The 19,756-nt window shown below is 68.7% G+C and carries 13 protein-coding genes and 1 tRNA gene; 5 read left to right on the forward strand and 9 right to left on the reverse strand.

The features are described 5' to 3' along the window. Nucleotides 1-5: 5 nt before the first annotated feature. A complete protein-coding gene (locus HNR11_RS01385) occupies nt 6-908 on the reverse strand; it encodes a hypothetical protein (protein WP_179440783.1) in 903 nt (300 codons plus the stop codon). Nucleotides 909-969: 61 nt separating this feature from the next. On the opposite strand from HNR11_RS01385, the gene HNR11_RS01390 reads away from it, so the two are divergent. Next, nucleotides 970-2,379, forward strand: coding sequence for a phosphomannomutase/phosphoglucomutase (locus HNR11_RS01390; RefSeq protein WP_179440784.1), 1,410 nt, complete (start codon nt 970-972; stop codon nt 2,377-2,379). A gap of 78 nt (nt 2,380-2,457) precedes the next feature. Here HNR11_RS01390 and HNR11_RS01395 read toward each other — a convergent pair whose 3' ends face one another. The 4 genes from HNR11_RS01395 to HNR11_RS01410 form a co-directional block, all read right to left on the reverse strand. Then, entirely contained in the window at nt 2,458-4,596 is a 2,139-nt protein-coding gene (locus tag HNR11_RS01395) for an iron chelate uptake ABC transporter family permease subunit (RefSeq protein ID WP_218849629.1), read from the reverse strand. A gap of 34 nt (nt 4,597-4,630) precedes the next feature. Continuing rightward, entirely contained in the window at nt 4,631-5,638 is a 1,008-nt protein-coding gene (locus HNR11_RS01400) for an ABC transporter substrate-binding protein (RefSeq protein ID WP_179440785.1), read from the reverse strand. 114 nt (nt 5,639-5,752) lie between these two features. Next, the gene (locus HNR11_RS01405; protein WP_343050548.1) at nt 5,753-6,601 is read right to left on the reverse strand and encodes an ABC transporter ATP-binding protein; all 849 of its coding nucleotides are present in this window, start codon (nt 6,599-6,601) and stop codon (nt 5,753-5,755) included. Nucleotides 6,602-6,635: 34 nt separating this feature from the next. Then, complete coding sequence (locus tag HNR11_RS01410; protein ID WP_179440786.1) at nt 6,636-7,580, reverse strand: SDR family NAD(P)-dependent oxidoreductase; 945 nt, start codon at nt 7,578-7,580, stop codon at nt 6,636-6,638. 132 nt (nt 7,581-7,712) lie between these two features. Between HNR11_RS01410 and HNR11_RS01415 the strand changes: the two genes are divergently transcribed. Then, nucleotides 7,713-9,431 (forward strand): flavin monoamine oxidase family protein, encoded by a 1,719-nt coding sequence (locus HNR11_RS01415; protein ID WP_179440787.1) that lies wholly within the window; start codon nt 7,713-7,715, stop codon nt 9,429-9,431. Nucleotides 9,432-9,551: 120 nt separating this feature from the next. Here the strand turns inward: HNR11_RS01415 and HNR11_RS01420 are convergent, their stop codons facing one another. The 3 genes from HNR11_RS01420 to HNR11_RS01430 form a co-directional block, all read right to left on the reverse strand. Next, nucleotides 9,552-10,343 carry a carbon-nitrogen hydrolase family protein gene (locus HNR11_RS01420; protein ID WP_179440788.1) on the reverse strand — a complete coding sequence of 264 codons (792 nt, stop codon included), beginning with the start codon at nt 10,341-10,343 and terminating at the stop codon, nt 9,552-9,554. Between the two features lie 54 nt (nt 10,344-10,397). After that, nucleotides 10,398-12,500, reverse strand: coding sequence for a threonine/serine exporter family protein (locus HNR11_RS01425; protein WP_179440789.1), 2,103 nt, complete (start codon nt 12,498-12,500; stop codon nt 10,398-10,400). Between the two features lie 223 nt (nt 12,501-12,723). Then, complete coding sequence (locus tag HNR11_RS01430; protein WP_218849630.1) at nt 12,724-14,343, reverse strand: SLC13 family permease; 1,620 nt, start codon at nt 14,341-14,343, stop codon at nt 12,724-12,726. A 264-nt stretch (nt 14,344-14,607) separates the two neighbouring features. Here HNR11_RS01430 and HNR11_RS01435 point away from each other — a divergent pair, with 264 nt between their 5' ends. Both HNR11_RS01435 and speB read left to right on the forward strand, forming a co-directional pair. After that, complete coding sequence (locus HNR11_RS01435; RefSeq protein ID WP_179440790.1) at nt 14,608-16,308, forward strand: BCCT family transporter; 1,701 nt, start codon at nt 14,608-14,610, stop codon at nt 16,306-16,308. Between the two features lie 60 nt (nt 16,309-16,368). Next, a complete protein-coding gene (speB, locus tag HNR11_RS01440) occupies nt 16,369-17,391 on the forward strand; it encodes an agmatinase (protein ID WP_179440791.1) in 1,023 nt (340 codons plus the stop codon). Nucleotides 17,392-17,437: 46 nt separating this feature from the next. Here speB and HNR11_RS01445 read toward each other — a convergent pair whose 3' ends face one another. Then, nucleotides 17,438-19,312 carry a phosphoenolpyruvate carboxykinase (GTP) gene (locus tag HNR11_RS01445; protein ID WP_179440792.1) on the reverse strand — a complete coding sequence of 625 codons (1,875 nt, stop codon included), beginning with the start codon at nt 19,310-19,312 and terminating at the stop codon, nt 17,438-17,440. Between the two features lie 287 nt (nt 19,313-19,599). On the opposite strand from HNR11_RS01445, the gene HNR11_RS01450 reads away from it, so the two are divergent. Then, nucleotides 19,600-19,676, forward strand: a tRNA-Arg gene (locus HNR11_RS01450). The last annotated feature ends 80 nt before the right edge of the window (nt 19,677-19,756 follow it).

The raw sequence follows: 19,756 nt of genomic DNA on the forward strand, positions 1-19,756 counted from the left end.
GAAGGTCAGGTCTGGTTCTTGAAGACCACGAGGAACTTGCGGGCTTCCTCTTTGGTCAGCGGGGAGTGGGCGGAGAGCAGCTCGGCCGCCTCATCCACCAGGTCATCGCGGAGCAGCGCGTAGAGCTGGTCGTGGACCCAGGGCTCCAGATCATCGTGGGAGAGAGTGATCTTCTCGTCCCCGCGCTGGACTTCGAGGTGGAAGCCAGCCATCTCTTCTTCATCGGTGTCCCAGTCCGCGGGGATGGTCAGCTCATCCTCGGGATCGAACCCGGACTCTTCCATCAGACGCTTAGCACGGGCGTCCACATCGTGGGGAGCCTCAGCATCGTCCTTGTCGCCGCCCGGGATGTTCGGGATCTGCTGCGGGTTCTCCCCGATGATCTCGCCGGTCTGTGGGTCGGCCTCGCCCAGCGGCTTGGAGGGATCCCGCTCCGCACCGCGGCGATCCGAGGAGCCGGCGTCGTCGCGGACCCCGTCGATGACGTCTTCGATCAGCTCACCGTCGAGGACCTCATCCTCAGGAATATCGCGATCAGCGCCGCTGCGATCGGGGGCACCGAAGCCGGCGGCGTCGTCGGACCCGCCCAGTTCATCTGCGGCGCGCAGTTCAGAGGGCGACTGCTGTGGGTAGGCGTGCAGCGCCTGGACCGCGATGATGCAGTCCTTGATCGGCGCACCGGTGGACTGCTTGAAGATCGCCAGCGCGCGGCGGCCGTCCTCGGCGCCGATGGCGCGGTAGACCTCGCGGTGCTGCTCATCGGAGAGCGCTAGCGCGGCCTTGCGCGCGTTCTCCGGGGTCACCGCGTCCTTGATGCCGTCGTTGAGCTTCTGAGCCTGCCGCTGCATGAGCATGCGGATACCCAGGAACAACATGACACCGACTGCGAGCACTACCAGTATTTCCACACCACCAGTCTACGTCGCTTCACCTGGGCGCGAGCCAGATGAATCCCGCTCACGTACGATAATGCGCGTGACTATTGATCTTTCAGCCTCCTTTAAGGCATACGACGTCCGCGGACTTGTGGACGAGACCATCACCGAAGAGTCGGTGCGCGCCGTGGGCGCCGCCTTCGTCGACGTCCTGGGCCTCTCCGGGCAGACCGTCCTGGTCGGCGGTGACATGCGCGCCTCCTCCGGGGACTTCACCGCAGCCTTCACCCAGGGCGCCACCTCGCGCGGCGCGAACGTCACCCAGCTGGGCCTGATCTCCACAGACATGCTCTACTTCGCCTCAGGCACCATGGACGCCCCCGGTGTTGTCTTCACCGCCAGCCACAATCCGGCGCAGTACAACGGGATGAAGATGTCCAAGGCCGGCGCCGTGCCGCTCTCCGCCGAGACCGGACTGGAAGACATCCGCGACGCCGCCCAGGCCTACCTCGACGCCGAGGAGATCCCGGCCGTGGACGAGCCCGGCTCGGTGGAGCTGACCAACATCCTCTCCCAGTACTCCGAATACCTGCGCTCCCTGGTGGACCTCTCCGAGATCAGGCCGCTGAAGGTCGTCGTCGACGCCGCCAACGGCATGTCCGGGCTGACCACCGGGGCAGTGCTCGGAGATGACCTGCTGGCCGGGCTGCCGCTGGAGATCACCCCGCTGTTCTTCGAGCTCGACGGCAGCTTCCCCAACCACCCCGCCAACCCGCTGGAGTCGGAGAACCTCCGCGACCTCCAGGCCAAGGTGCGCGAGACCGGCGCAGACATCGGTCTGGCGTTCGACGGCGACGCGGACCGCTGCTTCGTGATCGATGAGCTGGGCGAGCCGGTCTCCCCCTCCGCGGTCACCGCGCTGGTCGCCCGTCGCGAGATCACCCGCGCCCAGGCCGAAGGCGAATCCACCCCCGTGGTGATCCACAACCTGATCACCTCCCGGGCGGTGCCCGAGGTGGTGGAGCAGGCCGGGGGCCGCGCCGTCGAGACCCGGGTGGGGCACTCCTACATCAAGGCCGTCATGGCGAAGGAGGAGGCGATCTTCGGCGGAGAGCACTCCGCGCACTATTACTTCCGTGACTTCTTCAACGCGGACACCGGCATGCTCGCCGCCATGCACGTGCTGGCCTCCCTGGGACACCAGGACCGTCCGTTGAGCGAACTCGCCGCCGAGTTCAACCCCTACTCCGCCTCCGGGGAGATCAACTCCGAGGTCGAGGACAAGGCCGGCGCCGCAGAACGGGTCGAGGCCGCGTTCACCGACCGCGACGTGGAGATCTCCCATATGGACGGGCTCACCGTGCGGGCCACCGACGGCACCTGGTGGTTCAACCTGCGTCCGTCGAACACCGAGCCGTTCCTGCGCTTCAACGGCGAGGCCCACAGCTCCGAGCAGATGGAGTCCGTGCGCGACGAGGTCCTCGGGCTGGTCACCCAGGGCTGATCGCGAGTTGATCACCGGCTGTTCCTAGCAGCGCGGGGCCCGGCACCTGGTGCCGGGCCCCGCGCTGTCTGGTCCAGCTCAGCTGCGCGTGGTGCGCTTGAGCAGCCACAGCAGGTACGGCGGGCCCAGCACCGCCACCACCAGCCCAGCCGGCAGCTGATCCGGGGCGATCACGGTGCGTCCGAAGGTGTCCGAGACCGAGACCAGCACCGCGCCCAGCAGTGCGGCCACCGGCAGGAACCAGCGGTGCTCCCGGCCCACCAGCATCCGGGCCATATGCGGCGCCGCCAGACCGACGAAGCTGATCACCCCGACGCCGACCACCGCCACGGCGGAGAGCAGCACCCCGATGATCAGCGCGGCGGCGCGCACGCCGGAGAGCCGCACCCCGAGGATCCGCGGGGTGAGGTCATCGATGCTGATCAGGTCCAGTTCCCGGCGCAGAAGGATCAGCACCGGGATGGAGAGCAGCAGCATCAGCAGGATCGGGGCCAGGTCGCTCCAGGTGGTCCCGAAGGTGGAGCCGCCCAGGAAGGAGATCGCCATCGCCTGGTTATAGGGGTTCGTGGAGGAGATCAGCAGCTGGGTGATCGCCTGCGCCGCGGTCATCACCCCGATCCCGACCAGCACCACCTTCTCCGGGGAGCTCCCGCGTGATCCCGCGAGCAGGAAGACCACCAGACCCGCGAGCACCGCCCCCACGCTCGCTCCGGCGGACATGGTCCACGCCGAGGTGTTGAACAGGATCAGCGCAACCACAGCCCCGGCGCCTCCGGAGGCGGCCACGCCGAGGATCCCGGGGTCCGCCAGCGGGTTCCGAGTCACGGTCTGCACCAGCGCCCCGGCGATCGCCAGCACCGCGCCGGCCAGGATGGCCGCGGCCACGCGGGGGCTGCGGAAGTCCAGGGTGATCTCGATGGCGCGCGCCGCCTCCCCGGAGAGCCACAGCTGCACATCCCCCAGGCGCAGCCACCAGTCCCCCAACAGCAGACCCACCCCGGCGAGCACCAGCAGCAGCACCGCCGCGGCGATGCTCAGGGTGACCCGGCGGCTCAGCGTGATCCCATGCGGCAGCGGCATCGCAGAGATCTCCTGATTGCCTCCGGCGCTGCGCATCCGCAGCGCGAGCACCACCAGGAACACCGCGCCCACCAGGGAGGTGACCACACCGGTGGGGATGGCCACAGCCAGGTTCGGCCCTGCCACCGCAAAGACCAGGGCGCGGACGGCGACATCGGCCCCGATCACGATCAGCGCGCCGAGCAGCGCGGAGCCGGTCAGCGCCCAGGTGAAGCGGCCCAGTCGGCTGACCCGGGACGCGAGCAGCCGCACGATCGCCGGGGCGCAGAGACCCACGAAGCCCAGCGGCCCCACCATGGTGACCGCGGCCGCCGAGAGCGCCACCGCGCAGACCAGCAGGCCCCCGCGCAGCAACGCCACGTTGACGCCCATGGACTGGGCGGTGTCCGCGCCCAGGGAGAGCACATCGGTGCTGCGCGCGAGCAGCACCAGGCCGATGGTCGCGGCGATCACCACCGGCAGCAGCGGCAGCAGCCCGGAGAGCCCCGCCAGGTTCAGCGTCCCAGCGCCCCAGAGGAAGAGCCCTTGGGTGGACTGGGCGTAGAGCATCAGCAGCGCCGCGGTCACCGAGGCCAGACCCATCGCCACCACGGTCCCGGCGAGCACCAGCCGGATCGGGGCATGTTCGGAGAATCCGGCCAGCAGCAGCACGACGCCGGCCGCCACCCCGCCGCCGAGGAAGGCCAGCGCCGCGGAGCTCAGCAGCGGCAGCGAGATCCCGAAGGCCGCGGCCGCGGTGAGCGCCAGGTGCGCCCCGGCGTTGACCGCCAGGGTGTCCGGGGAGGCCAGCGGGTTGCGGGTCATCGCTTGCAGGGCGCACCCGGCGATCCCCAGTGCCGCGCCCACCACCAGCCCGCCCACCAGCCGCGGAAGCCGCGAGTCCAGCGCGAGGGCCCGCAGCTGGGAGGCGGACTCGCCGTCGTCGGGGCTGAAGAGTGCCGCCAGCAGGTCCCCCGGCGAGGTGCCGGAGGTGCCCTGGGTCAGGTGGATCACCGAGAGCAGCCCCAGCAGCACCCCGGCGAGGACCAGCGTCCCCAGCGCGGTGGCGCGCGCCTTCGCCGGGGACCCCTGGGGTTCCCGGACCGGCTCGCGGGCAGGCGCGCCGGATGCCTGGGCGGCACTCTTCAGCTCAGTCACAGCGTGTCAGTTCAATCTCTGCAGGTCAGGTCAATCACTGCTGACCGGCGGTCTCGGCTGCGGTCTCGGCGAGGTAGTCGATCCACTGACCTGCCGAGGCGGGGCCGCCGTAGATCCAGATCTCCTCCACCGGGTGGGTGGCCTCATTCTCGACGAAGCCCAGCGAGTTCCAGACCGAGTTTTCCTCCAGCGCGGAGAAGGGGTCCTCGGGCTCCGTCTCGGCGGTCCACCAGTACAGGATCGTGTCATCCTCCAGCGCGGTGAGGCCCTCGATGTCGGACTGGCTGATCGCGAAGGCCTCATCGCCCTCGTCCTCCCAGGCCGACTCCAGCCCGATCTCCTCACCCAGGGTCTGCGCGAGGGCGCCCGGGCCGTGCATCCGGAAGGTGGCCGTGTTGCCCTCCACCGTCGGGTAGACCAGCACGAACGGAGTCCCCTCGGCGCCAGCGGCTTCAATGGCCTCAGCACCGGCGTCGCGGGTGGCCTCGAAATCGGCCCAGACCTCGTCCGCGCGGTCTTCGGCGCCGAGCAGCTCCGCGGTCATCCGGAAGTTCTCCTCCATGTTCCCCAGCGGATCCGAGGCGTCGGCGCCGGGCTGCAGCACCACCGGCGCGATATCCTCGAGGTCCTCCAGCAGCCCCTCCGGCACGGAGACGTCCACGCCGAGGATCAGGTCCGGGTCCGCCTGGCCGATGGCCTCCAGGCTGGGCTCGGTGCGCAGCCCCACGTCGGTGGTGTCCTCGTCCAGCGGAGCCGCGGAGTTCCACATCCCGTAGCCCTCCAGGTCAGCCACGCCGACCTGGTTGCCGCCGAGGATCTCGACGTTCTCCGTCTGCGCCCACTCCAGGGTGACCACGCGTTCCGCCGGGGCGTCGAGGGTGATCTCCTCGCCGCGGTAGTCGGTCACGGTGACCGGGCCGGAGTCGGCGGCCGCGGCGTCCTGCTCGGTCTCATCGACATCGGTGGTGCCACAGGCGGTCAGCGCCAGCAGGACGACGGCGGCTGCCGCGGTGGTCCTGCCGAGGCGGTCAGTGCGGTTCATAGTGGGCGGGGTTCCTTTCGGTAGGGGTGAAGCGAGGATGGAGATCTTGAGGCGGGCACGGCTGATTCCGGGCGCGACCGGGTGAGGGTCGGCCGGCCCGGCGTGCGGGGAGGCTCAGGCGGAGAGCAGCACCGGCTCGGCGAGCTCTTCGATCCGGGAGGTGGAGCGCCGACCGGCCCGCTGGGCGCGCACGGCGATCCCGCCGAAGGGCAGCGGGGCGACCTGGATGTCGACTCCGAAGGTGGCGCTGAGCCGTTCCGCGGTCATCACCTCGGTCGGGGTTCCGGCGGCGGTGATCCGGCCTTCGGAGACCAGGATGACGCGGTCGGCGATATCGGCGGCCTGCTCCAGGTCATGGAGCACCACTCCGATGGTCAGGCCGTGGGTGTCGGCGAGATCGCGGATCAGGTCCAGCAGGCTCATCTGGTGCTTGAGGTCCAGGAACGTGGTGGGTTCATCCAGCAGCAGCACGTCGGTCTCCTGGGCCAGGCAGGTGGCCAGCCAGACCCGCTGCAGCTGCCCGCCGGAGAGTTCCGCGACGGGACGGTGACGCAGCTCCTCGAGACCGGTGAGGCCGATGGCGCGCTCCACGGCGTCTCGGCAGGCCTGGTCGGTGCGGCTGAAGCGCCTGCGGTGCGGGTGGCGTCCGAGCTCGACCACTTCGGTCACGGTGAGACCGCCGGGGGTGGGGCGCTGCTGGGCGAGGATGGTCAGCCGCTTGGCGAAGGCCCGCGGTGAGAGTGCTGCGCTGTCCTCACCGTCCACGGTGACCTGCCCGGTGGTGTGCGCCAACCGGCAGATCCCGCGCAACAGAGTGGACTTGCCGCTGCCGTTGGGGCCGATCAAGGCGGTGACCCCTCCGGGGAGCAGCTCGATGCTGGCGTCGTGGACCACCGGGGAGGCTCCGTAGGAGACCGAGACGGACTCGGTGCGCAGCGCGGCGGGCTTCTGTTTGATTCGCACATCTGCATGTTAGCAAATTATTGGGAAGGTGAACCTAACTCGTTCGCAGAAGTTCCGTGGACCTGGTCCAGAGCCGCCTGGCATTCTCGGGGTCCAGTGCATAGGCCTTCACACCGTGGGTGCCGTTGACGATCTCCTCGACCGTCTCTGCCTGCTGGCAATCCTCGAGGTAGAGCCCGCCGACGCCGTCGAGCAGCGGGGATGCGGCGGCGAGGACCGACGTGGCAGCGCCCTGAGCGGGCGTCTTCACCGCGATGCCGGCCTCTGCCACATAGGCCTTGGTGTCGGCGAGCGCCTGCGGCTCCCAGTGACGCTGCAGGTTGGTCCAGATGCCTCCGGGCATCACGGCGTTGGCGGTAATGCCCGCTGTGGCCCACCGGCGTGAGGCCTCCACGGCGAAGAGCACGTTCGCGGTCTTGGACTGGCCGTAGGCCTGGCCGGGATCGTAGGTCCTGCGCTCGAAGAACAGGTCTTCGTAGACGATGTCTGACATCCCGTGTCCGGAGGAGCTGACCGAGACGATTCGGGCCTCGCCGGACTTGAGAAGTCCAGCATGGAGTCCCAGTGTGAGGGCGAAATGGCCGAGATGATTGGTGGCGAACTGCAGCTCCCACCCCTGCGGGGTCCGCAGCTCGGGCGTCATCATGATGCCTGCGTTGTTGATCAGCAGGTGCAGCGGACCTGACCAGCGGTCTGTGAACCGCTTCACCGAGCTGAGGTCGGCCAGGTCGAGTGCTCTGACCTCCAGGGAGGCCCCTGGATGGGTGCCGGCGATGTCATCGGCGGCTCGGCGGCCCGCCGGCACATCGCGCACGGCAAGCACCACGTGAGCTCCGGCCCCGGCGAGTGCGCGGGCGGTCTCCACCCCGATCCCGGAGGAGGCTCCGGTCACGACCGCGGACTTCCCGCGCAGATCAATCCCTTCCAGAACCTCGGAGGCGGTGCTGGTCGCGGTGAAGCCGGAGGTGAAGCGTGCCATCGGTATGGTCCTCTGATCCTTGGGGCATATGGGCTCCCACCTTCCACCGACAGTCTGGATGCTCGCCCGAAGCCGGGCGTCGCCAACCGGTGGTCGCATGGACTCCTCCCCCGGCCCCATAAGCTGATCACTATGACGCTCTCCAGCCCGCTGCCCGAGACCCCGGATCCGGCCGACGCCGCACCCGGGGAGGCCACGCTGACCATGTTGAACCCGGACTTCCCGTTCAGCTACGACCACTACCTGCAGCACCCGGCGGGTCTGGGCAACCTCCCGGAGCAGGCACAGGGCACCGAGGTCGCGGTGATCGGGGCCGGGCTGGCCGGCGTCGTCGCCGCCTATGAGCTGATGAAGCTGGGGCTGAAGCCGGTGATCTTCGAGGCGGGCGAGATCGGCGGCCGGCTGAAGACCCAGCCCTTCGCCGCGGCCCCGGAGGTGGTCGCAGACCTGGGCGGGATGCGCTTCCCCACCTCGGGCAAGGCGTTCTACCACTATGTGGATCTGCTGGAGCTGCCCACCCGGGAGTTCCCGAACCCGCTGACCCCGGCGACACCTTCTACGGTGATCGAGCTCAAGGGCCAGTCGCACTATGCCGAGGACGCCAGTCACCTGCCGCCCTTCTTCGCCGAGGTGGCCCAGGCCTGGCAGCGCGCCCTGACCGAGGACGCAGAGCTCGCGGCGGTGCAGCAGGCTATCTGCGAGCGCGACGTCGCCGAGCTGAAGCGGCTGTGGAACCAGCTGGTGCAGCGCTTCGATGATGAATCCTTCTACGGCTTCCTCTCCTCCACCCAGGCGTTCAAGGAGCTCAGCTTCGAGCACCTTGAGGCCTTCGGTCAGGTCGGCTTCGGCAGCGGCGGCTGGGACACCGACTTCACGAATTCGATCCTCGAGGTGCTCCGCGTGGTGTTCACCGGGGCCGATGATCACCACCGCAGCATCCTCGGCGGCGCCCAGCGGCTGCCGGTCCAGCTCTGGAAGCACTCGCCGGAGCAGCTGGCGCACTGGCCCGCCGGGACCTCGCTGGAGTCGCTGCACGGCGGCGCCCCGCGCGGCGCGGTCTCCGGGATCCACCGCGGCACCAGCCAGTCGCTGCCCGGCGGCGGGGTGCGGGTCACCGAGAAATGGGGCCGCACCCAGGAGTTCGCCGCCGCAGTGGTGACGTGTCAGTCCTGGCTGCTCTCGGCGCGGATCGACACCGATGAGAACCTGTTCGCCCCGTCGATGTGGACCGCGATCGAGAAGAGCCACTACATGCTCTCCTCGAAGACCTTCGTGATGGTGGACCGGCCGTTCTGGCGCGACATCGACCCGGAGACCGGGCGCCCGGTGATGTCCATGACGCTCACCGACCGGCTCCCGCGTGCCACCTACCTGCTGGATGAGGGCCCGGACCGGCCTGCCGCGATCCTGCTCAGCTACACCTGGAACGACGACGCGCTGAAATGGCTTCCCCTGGACGCCGCGGAACGGACTCGGCTGATGCTGCACTCGCTGGCGAAGATCTACCCCGGGGTGGACATCGGCGCGCATATGATCGGCGAGCCGATCACCGTCTCCTGGGAGGCAGACCCGAACTTCATGGGCGCCTTCAAGAACAACCTGCCCGGGCACTACCGCTATCAGGAGCGGCTCTTCGGACACTTCATCCAGGACCGGCTGCCGGAGCACCAGCGCGGGGTCTTTCTCGCCGGGGATGACATCTCCTTCACCGCGGGCTGGGCCGAGGGCGCGGTGACCACGGCGTTGAACGCGGTGTGGGGCGTGCTGCACCACCTGGGCGGCACCGCCTCCCCGCAGAACCCGGGCCCGGGTGATCTCTGGGAGGACCTGGCCCCGGTGCGGCTGGACTGAGCGGGCGCTCGAGGCCGAGCGCAACCTCTGGTGAACGGGCGCTCGCGACTGCTGGTGAGCACGGCTGCTGGTGAGCGCAACCGCTGGTGACCGCGCGATGCGCGGCTGAGGCTCCGCTCCTTACAGCCAGCCCCGGTGCAGCTCTGCCCGTCGGTCCTGCAGGTAGTCCGCAGTGGCGGCGCCGGGACCCTCGCTGAGTTCGGGCAGGTCCACCACCAGCAGTCCCGGTTCCGCGCCCAGCTGCCCCAGCGGCTGCCCGGCCGGTCCCAGGACGACGCTGCGACCGTCGAAGATCAGCCCACCCTCGGTGCCGCAGTGATTCGCATAGGCCAGGGTGATCCCGTTCTCCACCGCGCGCGCTGGCAGCAGGATCCCGGGCACCGAGGCCTCGTCCCCGGCCAGCGCGGTGGGCACCATCAGCAGCTCAGCCCCGCGCACCGCGGCGGCGCGGACCATCTCGGGGAACTCCACGTCGTAACAGACCAGCAGCCCCAGCCGCCGTCCACGCCAATGGATCACCGGCGGGGGCTGGTCCCCGGGGAGGAACGCCGCCCGCTCCTCGGGTCCGAAGAGCTGGACCTTCTGGTAGCTGGCGAGCAGCTCGCCGTGGTCATCGGCGAGCTCGGCGGTGATTCCGCGCTGGTCCGGCGCCTCGGTGCCGGGCAGGGACCACACCAGGGCGATCCCCCGCTCCCGCGCAATGCTGAGCAGCCTGGACCGCGCGGCCTCGACCTGCTTCGGGCTGACCTGGGCGCGGATCATCTCCGGGACGTAGCCGAAGCCGAAGAGCTCCGGGGTGAGCAGCAGCTGCGCCCCCTGCGAGCGGGCCTGGGCTGCGGCGTCGTCGATCAGATCGATATTGTGCTCCAGCGCCAGCGGGCGGGCGGTCTGCTGCATCAGGGCGATTCGCATGGGCCTAGTATCTCCCGAGCCCCTGATCGCGCGAGCCCCTGCGCACGGCGGCGCTCAGCGGCGTCGACCCTTGGTGCGTTCATTGGACTGCAGCCGCTTGGTCAGTGGGCGCATCAGCACGTCGCCGAGCACGATCCCGGCGGCGATCGCCATGATGATGATCAGCGCGTCGAAGATCTCGTAGAGCCCGGCGGTCCGGTTGACCGAGGACTGGCTGATGGCGATCTGGTACATCCCGCGGAAGACGATCAGCCCGGGGAGCATGAACATCATCGCCGGGACCGCCACCACCAGCTGCGGGGCGCGCAGTCGCAGCGCCACGACCCGGGCCAGGGCCCCGACCACGGTGGCGCCCAGGATCGGGGTGAACCAGCCTCCGAAGCCCATCATCTCCCCGACCGAGACTCCGCCGAACCCGAGCGCGGCCACGGCTCCGGTGGGCAGCAGCAGCCGGTAGGGCGCCTGCTGCACGATGGCCGCGGTGATCGCGGTCAGGAAGACCAGTGCGGTGAGCACGCCCGGGTGGTAGATCCGCATGATCTCCCGGGTCACGTCCAGCTCCGGCGCTCCGGCGCGCCCGGTGAGCACGACGCCGACCATGATCCCTGCGGTGAGTCCGGAGAAGGCCACCAGCGAGGAGACCAGACGCCCGGCCGCAGTGATCGGGAAGGCGTTGATCGCGTCCTGGATGGCCGAGACGATCCGCACGCTGGGCAGCAGGATCATCAGTCCCCCGGCGACCACCATGGAGGTGGTGATCGGGGCGCCCAGGGTGAGCGCACACAGCGCCACGGCCGTGGCGAGGAAGCCGCCCACCGCGAGGGTGAAGATCTCCGGCACGCGCCAGATGGTGAGCTGGCGGATGACCGCGAGGACCAGAAGTGTCGCGAGGAACCCCAGCGAGGCGTCCAGCAGCGGGGCCCCGGTGTAGCTCGCGAAGAGCCCGGCGAAGAGCGCCCCCGCGGTGGCCACCACCCAGCGCGGGTATGGCTTGGGGTCCCGGAGGATGTCCTGCAGCGTCTCCTCGGCCTCGGCCCGAGTGATCCGTCCGAACGCGATATCGGTGACCAGGGTGTGCACCTCGGAGAGCGCCCGGAAGTTCGCGGACCAGGAGCGCACCACCCGCACCCGCGAGTAGGGCACCTTTCCGGGTGGGGACCAGTTGAGGATGATCGATTGGTTGGTGATGTCCACGTCGGTGTTCTTCATCCCGAACGCCGAGGTCACCGCGAGGATCGAGGTCTCCACCTCGAGTGCGCCCGCGCCGTACCGGAAGAGCGCCTCCCCGAGGTCCAGGACCAGGTTGATGGTGACGAGCTCGTCGGCCTCGCCTGGCTCCTGTGCCTGGTGCGGGTTCTCGAACGGGGTGCCGGAGAGCCAGTCCAGGGTCGACATCTGACCGGTCGCCTGGGAGACCTGGGAGACCGGTCGGATGAGTCTCTGCGCCAGGAGCCGGCCAGGGAAGCTGGCCCGGCGGGCCGGGGTGAGCCCGTCCTGCTCGGGAGCCTCGGTGTGCCCCGTTGCGGGTGGGGCTCCCGCATCGGCGGGCCGGCCGGATCCTGGAACCGTCGCCGCGCCGGTCACCACGCCTGTGCCCGGGTGAGCTCCTACCCCCGTTCCGGTGTCCGGGGGGAAATAGGTTCCGGTGGGAAACAGCGGCGGGGCGCTGGAGTCTTCGAAGCGATAGGGCTCCCGGTCCGGCGCGGAGTCCTGGTCCTGGCGCGACTCCGGCCAATCCAGGTGAGCCTCCTCGGCGGCGGAGTGGTTCCAGGAGTCGACCACATGCTGGGTCAGGCTCTGCGTGAAGCTCAGCTCCGTCTCGGGCTCCTCCGCGGGACGCACGATCGGCCGGGGCAGGGCCGCCTGGTCCTGCCGATCGATGCGCGGATCGATCGCGGCACCCTGACCGCCGGCGTCGACACCGGTGCCGTTGATACGCGTGCTCTCACCACCAGGGCCGCCAGCGTCATTGCCGTCGACACCCGGGCCATCGACCCCCGAGCCGTCGACACCCGGCCCGTCGACATTCGGGCCGTGGACGCCTGAACCGTGGGCACCCGGGCGGCTGTCACCTGCGGCCGCTTGAGACTCGGCTGTGACGTCCCCGCTCGACGGCGAGAGTCCCGTGTCTGACCGGCTTGAGTTCTGGGGCAACATAGGGCCTCCGCGACGTGGAGCATCCGGGACGCACCCTGATCTGTGGTGTCAGTCTGTCACGCGCGAAGGACCTGAGAAACCCTTGCGCAGGATCAGATCTCGGCCCGGCGGTGGAGCTGCCCGACGGTGCCGTCCAGCACCGCCTGCTCCCGGCTCCGACCCCTCAGAACCTGACCAGTCACAGCAGCGACCACCCATGGCTCGGATGGTCGGTGGAGCCGGCTCAGAACACCATGTCGAAGGCGAGCGGGCCCAGGAGCACCGTGAAGATCGTGATCAGGATGACGCCGACCACGTTGAGGACCAGGCCGCCGCGGACCATCTCGGTGATCTTCACATAGCCCGTGGCGTAGACGATGGCGTTGGGCGGGGTGCCCACCGGGAGCATGAAGGCGCAGGTCGCGGCGAGCGCGGCCGGAATCAGCAGCGTCATCGGGTCCACCCCGATGCCCACGGCGACACCGCCCAGGATCGGGATGAAGGTAGCCGCTGTGGCAGTGTTGCTGGTGATCTCGGTCAGCAGCAGCACGATGAGCACCACCACTGCCAGGAGCAGGACGATCGGCAGTGCGCCGAGTCCGCTGACCTGCTCGCCGAACCAGGCGTCGAGCCCGGTGGCGGCCACGGCTGCGGCCAGCGAGAGTCCGCCGCCGAAGAGCAGCAGCACGCCCCAGGGCAGGCCCTCCTCGGCGTCCTTCCACTGCAGGGTCATGTTCCCGCGCTTGTCCCCGGGGATCAGGAACAGCAGGACGCCGGCGCCGATGGCGATCACGGTGTCATCGAAGAGCTCCAGCCAGGGCAGCTGCTCCGCGAGGTTTCCGATGCCGGAGAGCACGCCGGGAACGATCCAGCAGAAGGCGGCGGTGACGAAGACCCCGAGCACGACCTTCTCGCCCTGGCTCATCCGACCCAGACCGGCGATCTCCTCGTTGATCAGCTTCTTGCCGCCAGGGATCTCCTCGAGCTGGAAGCGGAACATCACCCGGGTGATCAGCAGCCAGGACAGACCGATGAAGACGATCACGATCGGCACACCGAGCAGCATCCACTGGGCGAACCCGACGGTCTGGCCCAGCTCATCGCTGATGTACCCGGCGACGATGGCGTTCGGAGGTGAGCCCAGCAGCGTGCCGAGCCCGCCGATGGTCGCCGCCCAGGCGATGGAGAGCACCAGGGCGACGCCGAAGACCCGCACCTCGCGGTTCTCGATGACGTCGCTGATCGCCTTGCCCGAGCGGATCTCCTCGGAGAGGGACGCGCTCTCGGCGCTGGTGCCGGTGTTCCGGCTGTTCTCCACGACCAGGGTCAGCACGCTGAGCCCGATGGGCAGCATCATCAACGTGGTCGCGGTGTTGGAGACCCACATGGAGAGGAATGCGGTCGCGATCATCATGCCCAGGATGATCTGCCGCGGATGTGTGCCGACCCGGCGCAGCGTGAGCAGCGCGATCCGGCGGTGCAGGTTCCATTTCTGCATGGCGATGGCGATCAGGAAGCCACCGAGGAACAGAAAGACGATCGGGTTCGCATAGGGAGCCGTGACCTCAGCGATCTCCAGCGCGGTCAGCACCGGGAACAGCACGATCGGCAGCAACGAGGTCACCGAGAGCGGCATCGATTCGGTCATCCACCACACGGCCATCAGCACCGCCACGGCGGCGACCGTGCGTGCATCCGCCGAGAGGTCTGCCGCACCGAGCAGCGCCCACACCAGGATCGCCAGCGCCACCCCCAGGCCGCGGAAGGCCCAGGTCCTCCCCGGAGCCCGGGCGGGCCCCGCCTCGTCGATGACGTCGCTGCGCTGCGCCGGGCCCGGCGTCGCACCCTCAGAATGATCAGTCAACGCACTGTCTCCTTCGTCATCTTCGATGTCACACAACCTCGTGTGACACGAACCACGTGCAGCTCGCAGCTAAGAGTACCTGCGGCGCGCTGGCCAGGGCCACAGGGTCGCGGGCTCCGCGGCCGACCCCGATCCGCCGGCGGCCACGGCACCATCACACACATCAGGTTCAGTATGCTGGTCCCCGATGTTCTGGCACTCGCCTGCGCATTCGTCGCGGCGGGCTGCAGGCTCGATTCGCTGAGCCAAGGACGTGTGAGACAGATGACCAGCCAGCACCAGAGGCCCGCTGCGGGCACCGACGCCGAACGCAATGGCACGGGACCCAGCGACACAGGACCGAGCGACCGGGGACCAAGCGGCCCGCACCAGGGCCTCGGGGAGAACCACGCCGAACGCAACGGCGCGACGCCTCCCCGCTCCCGCCCCAGTGGGGTCTTCATCGTCTCCGTGGCGGCGCTGCTGAGCTTCGTGCTTTGGGCGGCCCTGGCCCCGGAGAGTCTGAACCTGGTGATGACGGCGGCGTCGAACTGGTCCTCACAGAACATCGGCTGGGCCTACCTGGTGGTCACCGCCGGGTGCATCGTGTTGATGATCTACCTCGGGCTGAGCCGGTTCGGGAAGATCCGCCTCGGCGCAGATGATGACCGCCCGCAGTTCAGCAACTGGTCCTGGATCGCGATGATCTGCGGCACCGTGATGGGCATCGGACTGATCAGCTACGGCGCGGCAGAACCGATGAGCCACTTCATGGTGCCCCCGCACGGGCTCGCCGAGCCGGAGACCATGGATGCCGCCGTGCGCGCCATGCAGTTCTCCTACTTCAACTGGGGACCCAATGCGTGGGCGCTGTTCGGCGTCTTCGGTCTGGCCATCGCCTACTCCACGCACCGGCTGCACAACACCGGACTGATCTCCCCGATGCTGCGCCCGGTGCTCGGCAAAAGCATGGACGGGTGGGCGGGTCAGCTCATCGACATCTTCACCATCATCGCCACCCTCTTCGGCACCACCACCTCGCTGGGGCTCGGCGCGGCGCAGATCGCGGAAGGGGTCAACAGCCTCACCGGCATCCCCTCGGACCTCTTCGTGCAGGTCATCATCATCGCCGGGATCACCGTGGTCTTCACCCTCTCCGCGATGTCCGGAGTCACCCGCGGCATCAAATGGATCAGCAAGGCGACCATGCTGGCTGCGGCCGCGCTCGGGCTCTTCGTGCTGATCGTGGGCCCGACCAGCTTCATCTCCAACCTCTACTTCCGCTCCATGGGGCAGTTCGTCGCGGAGCTGCCGATGGTCGCGCTGCTCACCCCGGGCACCCCCGAGGATCTGCAGTGGATGCAGTGGTGGACCTACTTCATGATGGCCTGGTGGCTGAGCTGGGGCGCCTTCGTGGGAATCTTCCTGGCAAAGATCTCCAAGGGGCGCACCATCCGGGAGTTCGTGGTGGCGGTGCTGGGGGTCCCGACGCTGGTCTTCAGCCTGTGGTTCACCATCTTCGGCGGCGCCACGATCCACCTGGACATGTTCTTCGGGACCAGCCTCGGCGAGGCGACCCTGGAGGACACCAACGTGACCTTCTTCGCGCTGCTCGCCGAGCTGCCGCTCACCGCGGTGACCTCGGTGCTCACCGTGGCCATGGTGATCCTGTTCTTCGTCTCCAGCGCGGATTCGAACACCTTCGTGCTCAGCGTGCTCTCCTCCCGCGGCTCGATGCAGCCCAGGCGCCCGATGCTGGCCACCTGGGGCCTGCTGACCGGGCTGTGCGCCGTCGTCCTGCTGATCGCCGGCGGACTCGAGGCGCTGCAGCAGACCGCGCTGCTCTCCGCGGTGCCGTTCACGATCATCGTGACCCTGCTGGGGATCTCGCTGATCAAACAGCTGCGCGCCGATCCCCGGTTCACCCACGCCGGGGCGCCCCGCGCGGCGCCCGGCACCTCCGGCGACGCCGAGCCGCGCCCCTAGCCAGCACCGAGCCCGCGCTGTTGCCGCGATCTGGGCAGTCGCCGCGCAAGAATGAGGCGTATGAGCACCCACGACGCGCACGCAGATCACCCGGATACACCTGCAACCCCTGAGTCAGCAGAGGTCCCGCGGTCCCCGGTGGGGCCCCGGGACAGTTCCCGTACGCCGCGCTTCGCCGGGGCGGCGAGCTTCGCGCTGCTGCCGCTGCTGGACGCCGTGGGCACCGCAGACATCGCGGTCACCGGGGTGCCGTTCGACTCCGGGGTCAGCTACCGGCCCGGCGCCCGGTTCGGACCCTCCCATGTGCGGGAGTCTTCCCGGCTGCTGCGCCCGTACAACCCGGCTCAGGACATCGCGCCCTTCGCGGTGCAGCAGGTGGCCGACGCCGGGGACATCGTCGCGAACCCGTTCGACCTGGACGAGGCCATGGAGCAGGTCTATCAGGGCGCGAAGCAGCTGCTGACCCGGGCGGACCGGCTCGCGGTGATCGGCGGGGATCACACGATCGCGTACCCGCTGCTGCGCGCTGCGGCGGAGAAGCACGGGCCGGTGGCGGTGCTGCACGCCGACGCGCACCTGGACACCTGGGACACCTATTTCGGGGTGCCGCTGACCCACGGCACCCCGTTCCGGCGCGCCTCCGAGGATGGGTTCATCGATCTGACCGCGAGTGCGCATCTCGGGATCCGCGGACCGCTCTACGGCAAGGGCGATCTCACCGAGGACGCGGCGCTGGGCTTCCAGATCACCAGCAGCGAGTTCATCGAGGAACACGGGGTCCCCGCGGCGATCACCCGGCTCAAGGAGCGCCTGGCCGGGAAGCCGGTCTACATCTCGGTGGACATCGACGTGCTGGACCCGGCTCACGCCCCCGGAACCGGGACACCGGAGGCCGGGGGGCTCACCAGCCGGGAACTGCTGCGGATCATCCGCTCCCTGAGCGATCAGCAGATCGTCGGGGTCGACGTCGTGGAGGTCTCCCCCGCCTACGACCACGCCCAGCTGACCGGGATCGCGGCCGCGCACGTGCTCTACGAGCTGATCTCCGCCATGGGCGCCGAGAAGGCCCGGCCAGCGCGTTGACCGCGCCGGCCGGGCCTCAGGGCTCAGCTCGGGTCCTCAGTGCACCTCAGGGGGTCAGACGACGTCGCAGCTCTTCGCTCTGGGCCGCGATGGACTCCGGCAGGGAATCGCCGAACTGGGCGAACCATTCATCGATGCCCTCCAGTTCGGTGATCCACTCGTCGCGGTGCACGGTGATCGAATCGGTCAGCGCCTCGGGAGAGATCTCCAGCCCGGAGAGGTCCAGGCCGTCCATCGTGGGGGTGAAACCGATCGGGGTCTCCACGGCCTTCCCGCCGCCCTCCAGGCGTTCGGTGACCCACTTGAGCACCCGAGAGTTCTCGGAGAACCCGGGCCAGGCGATCTTCCCGTCGCGACCCTTGCGGAACCAGTTCACCAGGAAGATCTCCGGCAGCTTCGCCTGATCGGCCTCATCGGAGACCTCCACCCAGTGCTTGAGGTAGTCCCCGGCGTCGTAGCCGATGAACGGCAGCATCGCCATCGGGTCACGGCGCACATTGCCCACCGCCCCCTCGGCCGCCGCGGTGGTCTCCGAGGAGAGCGTGGCGCCGAAGAAGATCCCGTGGTTCCAGTCACGGGCCTGGGTGACCAGCGGGACGGTGGTCTTGCGCCGGCCGCCGAAGAGGATCGCATCCAGCTTCACCCCGTTGGGCTCGAAGTACTCCTCGGCGAGCATGTCGGTCTGATCGATCGGGGTGCAGAACCGGGCGTTGGGGTGCGCCGCGGGCAGATCGGACTCCGGAGTCCAGTCCTCACCGCGCCAGTCGGTCAGGTGCGCCGGGGGCTCCTGGGTCATGCCCTCCCACCAGACCCCGCCGTCGTCGGTGAGCGCGCAGTTGGTGAACACGGAGTTGCCCTTGGCGATGGCTCGCATGGCATTGGCGTTGGTGTGCCAGCCGGTGCCCGGGGCGACGCCGAAGTAGCCGGACTCCGGGTTGATGACCCGGAACTCGCCGTCGTGCCCGGGCCGGATCCAGGTGATGTCATCACCGAGGGTCTCGGCCTTCCACCCATCCAGGGTGGGGTCGATCAGCGCGAGGTTCGTCTTCCCGCAGGCCGAGGGGAAGGCGCCGGCGATGATGTAGCTGCGGTTCGCGGGGCTGGTGAGCTTGAGGATGAGCATGTGCTCGGCCAGCCAGCCCTCGTCCCGGGCCATCACCGAAGCGATGCGCAGGGCGTAGCACTTCTTCCCCAGCAGGGCGTTGCCGCCGTAGCCGGAGCCGTAGGACCAGATCTCTCGGGTCTCCGGGTAGTGCACGATGTACTTCTCCTCGTTGCACGGCCAGGGGACATCGCGCTGCCCTGACTCCAGGGGCGCGCCGACCGAGTGCACCGCGGGGACGAAGAACGCGTCCAGCTCCTGAATCTTGTGCAGCACATCGGTGCCGATCCGGGCCATGATGCGCATACTGGTGACCACATAGGCGGAGTCGGTGATCTCCACGCCGAATTTGGGGTCCTCCGCGTCGAGGTGGCCCATCACGAAGGGGATCACGTACATGGTGCGCCCGCGCATGGCGCCGTCGAAGACCCCGCGCAGGGTCTCGCGCATCTGCGCCGGCTCGACCCAGTTGTTGGTGAAGCCGGCATCGCGCTCGTTCTCGGAGCAGATGAAGGTGCGCGACTCCACCCGGGCCACATCGGCCGGGTCGGAGAACGCGGCGAAGGAGTTCGGGAAGTCGGGGCTGGTGAGTCGGGTGAATGTGCCCGCCTCGACGAGTTCGTCGGTGAGTCTGCGGTGCTCCGCCTCGGATCCATCCACCCAGTGGATCCGGTCTGGCTGGGTCAGGGCTGCGATCTCCTCGACGAAGCTCAGCAGCGGGGGGTGTGTCGTGGGAGCATCAGCAGTGATCGCGGAATCCGAGGTCCTCGATCCACTGGCCTTATTCGCACCGGGCGCCGTTGCAACGGTGTTGACCATTGTTTCCCTCCATTGGGTACAGGTTCTCTCTGACCCCCTCCTGGTTGGTGCGACCAGGACCCAAGGAAGTGGACATCGTCGATGCCCCGAGTGAGCACAGCATTGTGCCCCCTCATCCCTGCGTCCCCGTCAACACCGATGGGGACCAGCTGTAGACCACTGTAGCGGTCCAACATGACAGGGCTGTAAACGACGGAGCCCCACCGATGATTTGTTCGCCCCCACGGGTCCGTGTATAGTTTTCTAGGTCGCGATCGCCCAGCGGTCAGGCAGAAATAATTGAAGATGCGCCTATAGCTCAGCTGGATAGAGCGTCGGTCTACGGAACCGAAGGTCAGGGGTTCGAATCCCTTTGGGCGCACCAGATATATCCGAGAACACCCCTTGAATCCCAGGATTCAGGGGGTGTTCTTGTATGTCCTGAGACCCTGCAGATGAGACCTT

It is taken from the genome of Nesterenkonia sandarakina (assembly GCF_013410215.1).
In the GTDB taxonomy this organism is placed as follows: domain Bacteria; phylum Actinomycetota; class Actinomycetes; order Actinomycetales; family Micrococcaceae; genus Nesterenkonia; species Nesterenkonia sandarakina.

Excerpts from the sequence above, each read along its gene's own strand:
- HNR11_RS01390 (WP_179440784.1), top strand. The coding sequence starts at position 970 with ATGCGCGTGACTATTGATCTTTCAGCCTCCTTTAAGGCATACGACGTC.
- HNR11_RS01400 (WP_179440785.1), bottom strand. The coding sequence starts at position 5,638 with ATGAACCGCACTGACCGCCTCGGCAGGACCACCGCGGCAGCCGCCGTC.
- HNR11_RS01410 (WP_179440786.1), bottom strand. The coding sequence starts at position 7,580 with ATGGCACGCTTCACCTCCGGCTTCACCGCGACCAGCACCGCCTCCGAG.
- HNR11_RS01415 (WP_179440787.1), top strand. The coding sequence starts at position 7,713 with ATGACGCTCTCCAGCCCGCTGCCCGAGACCCCGGATCCGGCCGACGCC.
- HNR11_RS01420 (WP_179440788.1), bottom strand. The coding sequence starts at position 10,343 with ATGCGAATCGCCCTGATGCAGCAGACCGCCCGCCCGCTGGCGCTGGAG.
- HNR11_RS01425 (WP_179440789.1), bottom strand. The coding sequence starts at position 12,500 with ATGTTGCCCCAGAACTCAAGCCGGTCAGACACGGGACTCTCGCCGTCG.
- HNR11_RS01435 (WP_179440790.1), top strand. The coding sequence starts at position 14,608 with ATGACCAGCCAGCACCAGAGGCCCGCTGCGGGCACCGACGCCGAACGC.
- speB (WP_179440791.1), top strand. The coding sequence starts at position 16,369 with ATGAGCACCCACGACGCGCACGCAGATCACCCGGATACACCTGCAACC.
- HNR11_RS01445 (WP_179440792.1), bottom strand. The coding sequence starts at position 19,312 with ATGGTCAACACCGTTGCAACGGCGCCCGGTGCGAATAAGGCCAGTGGA.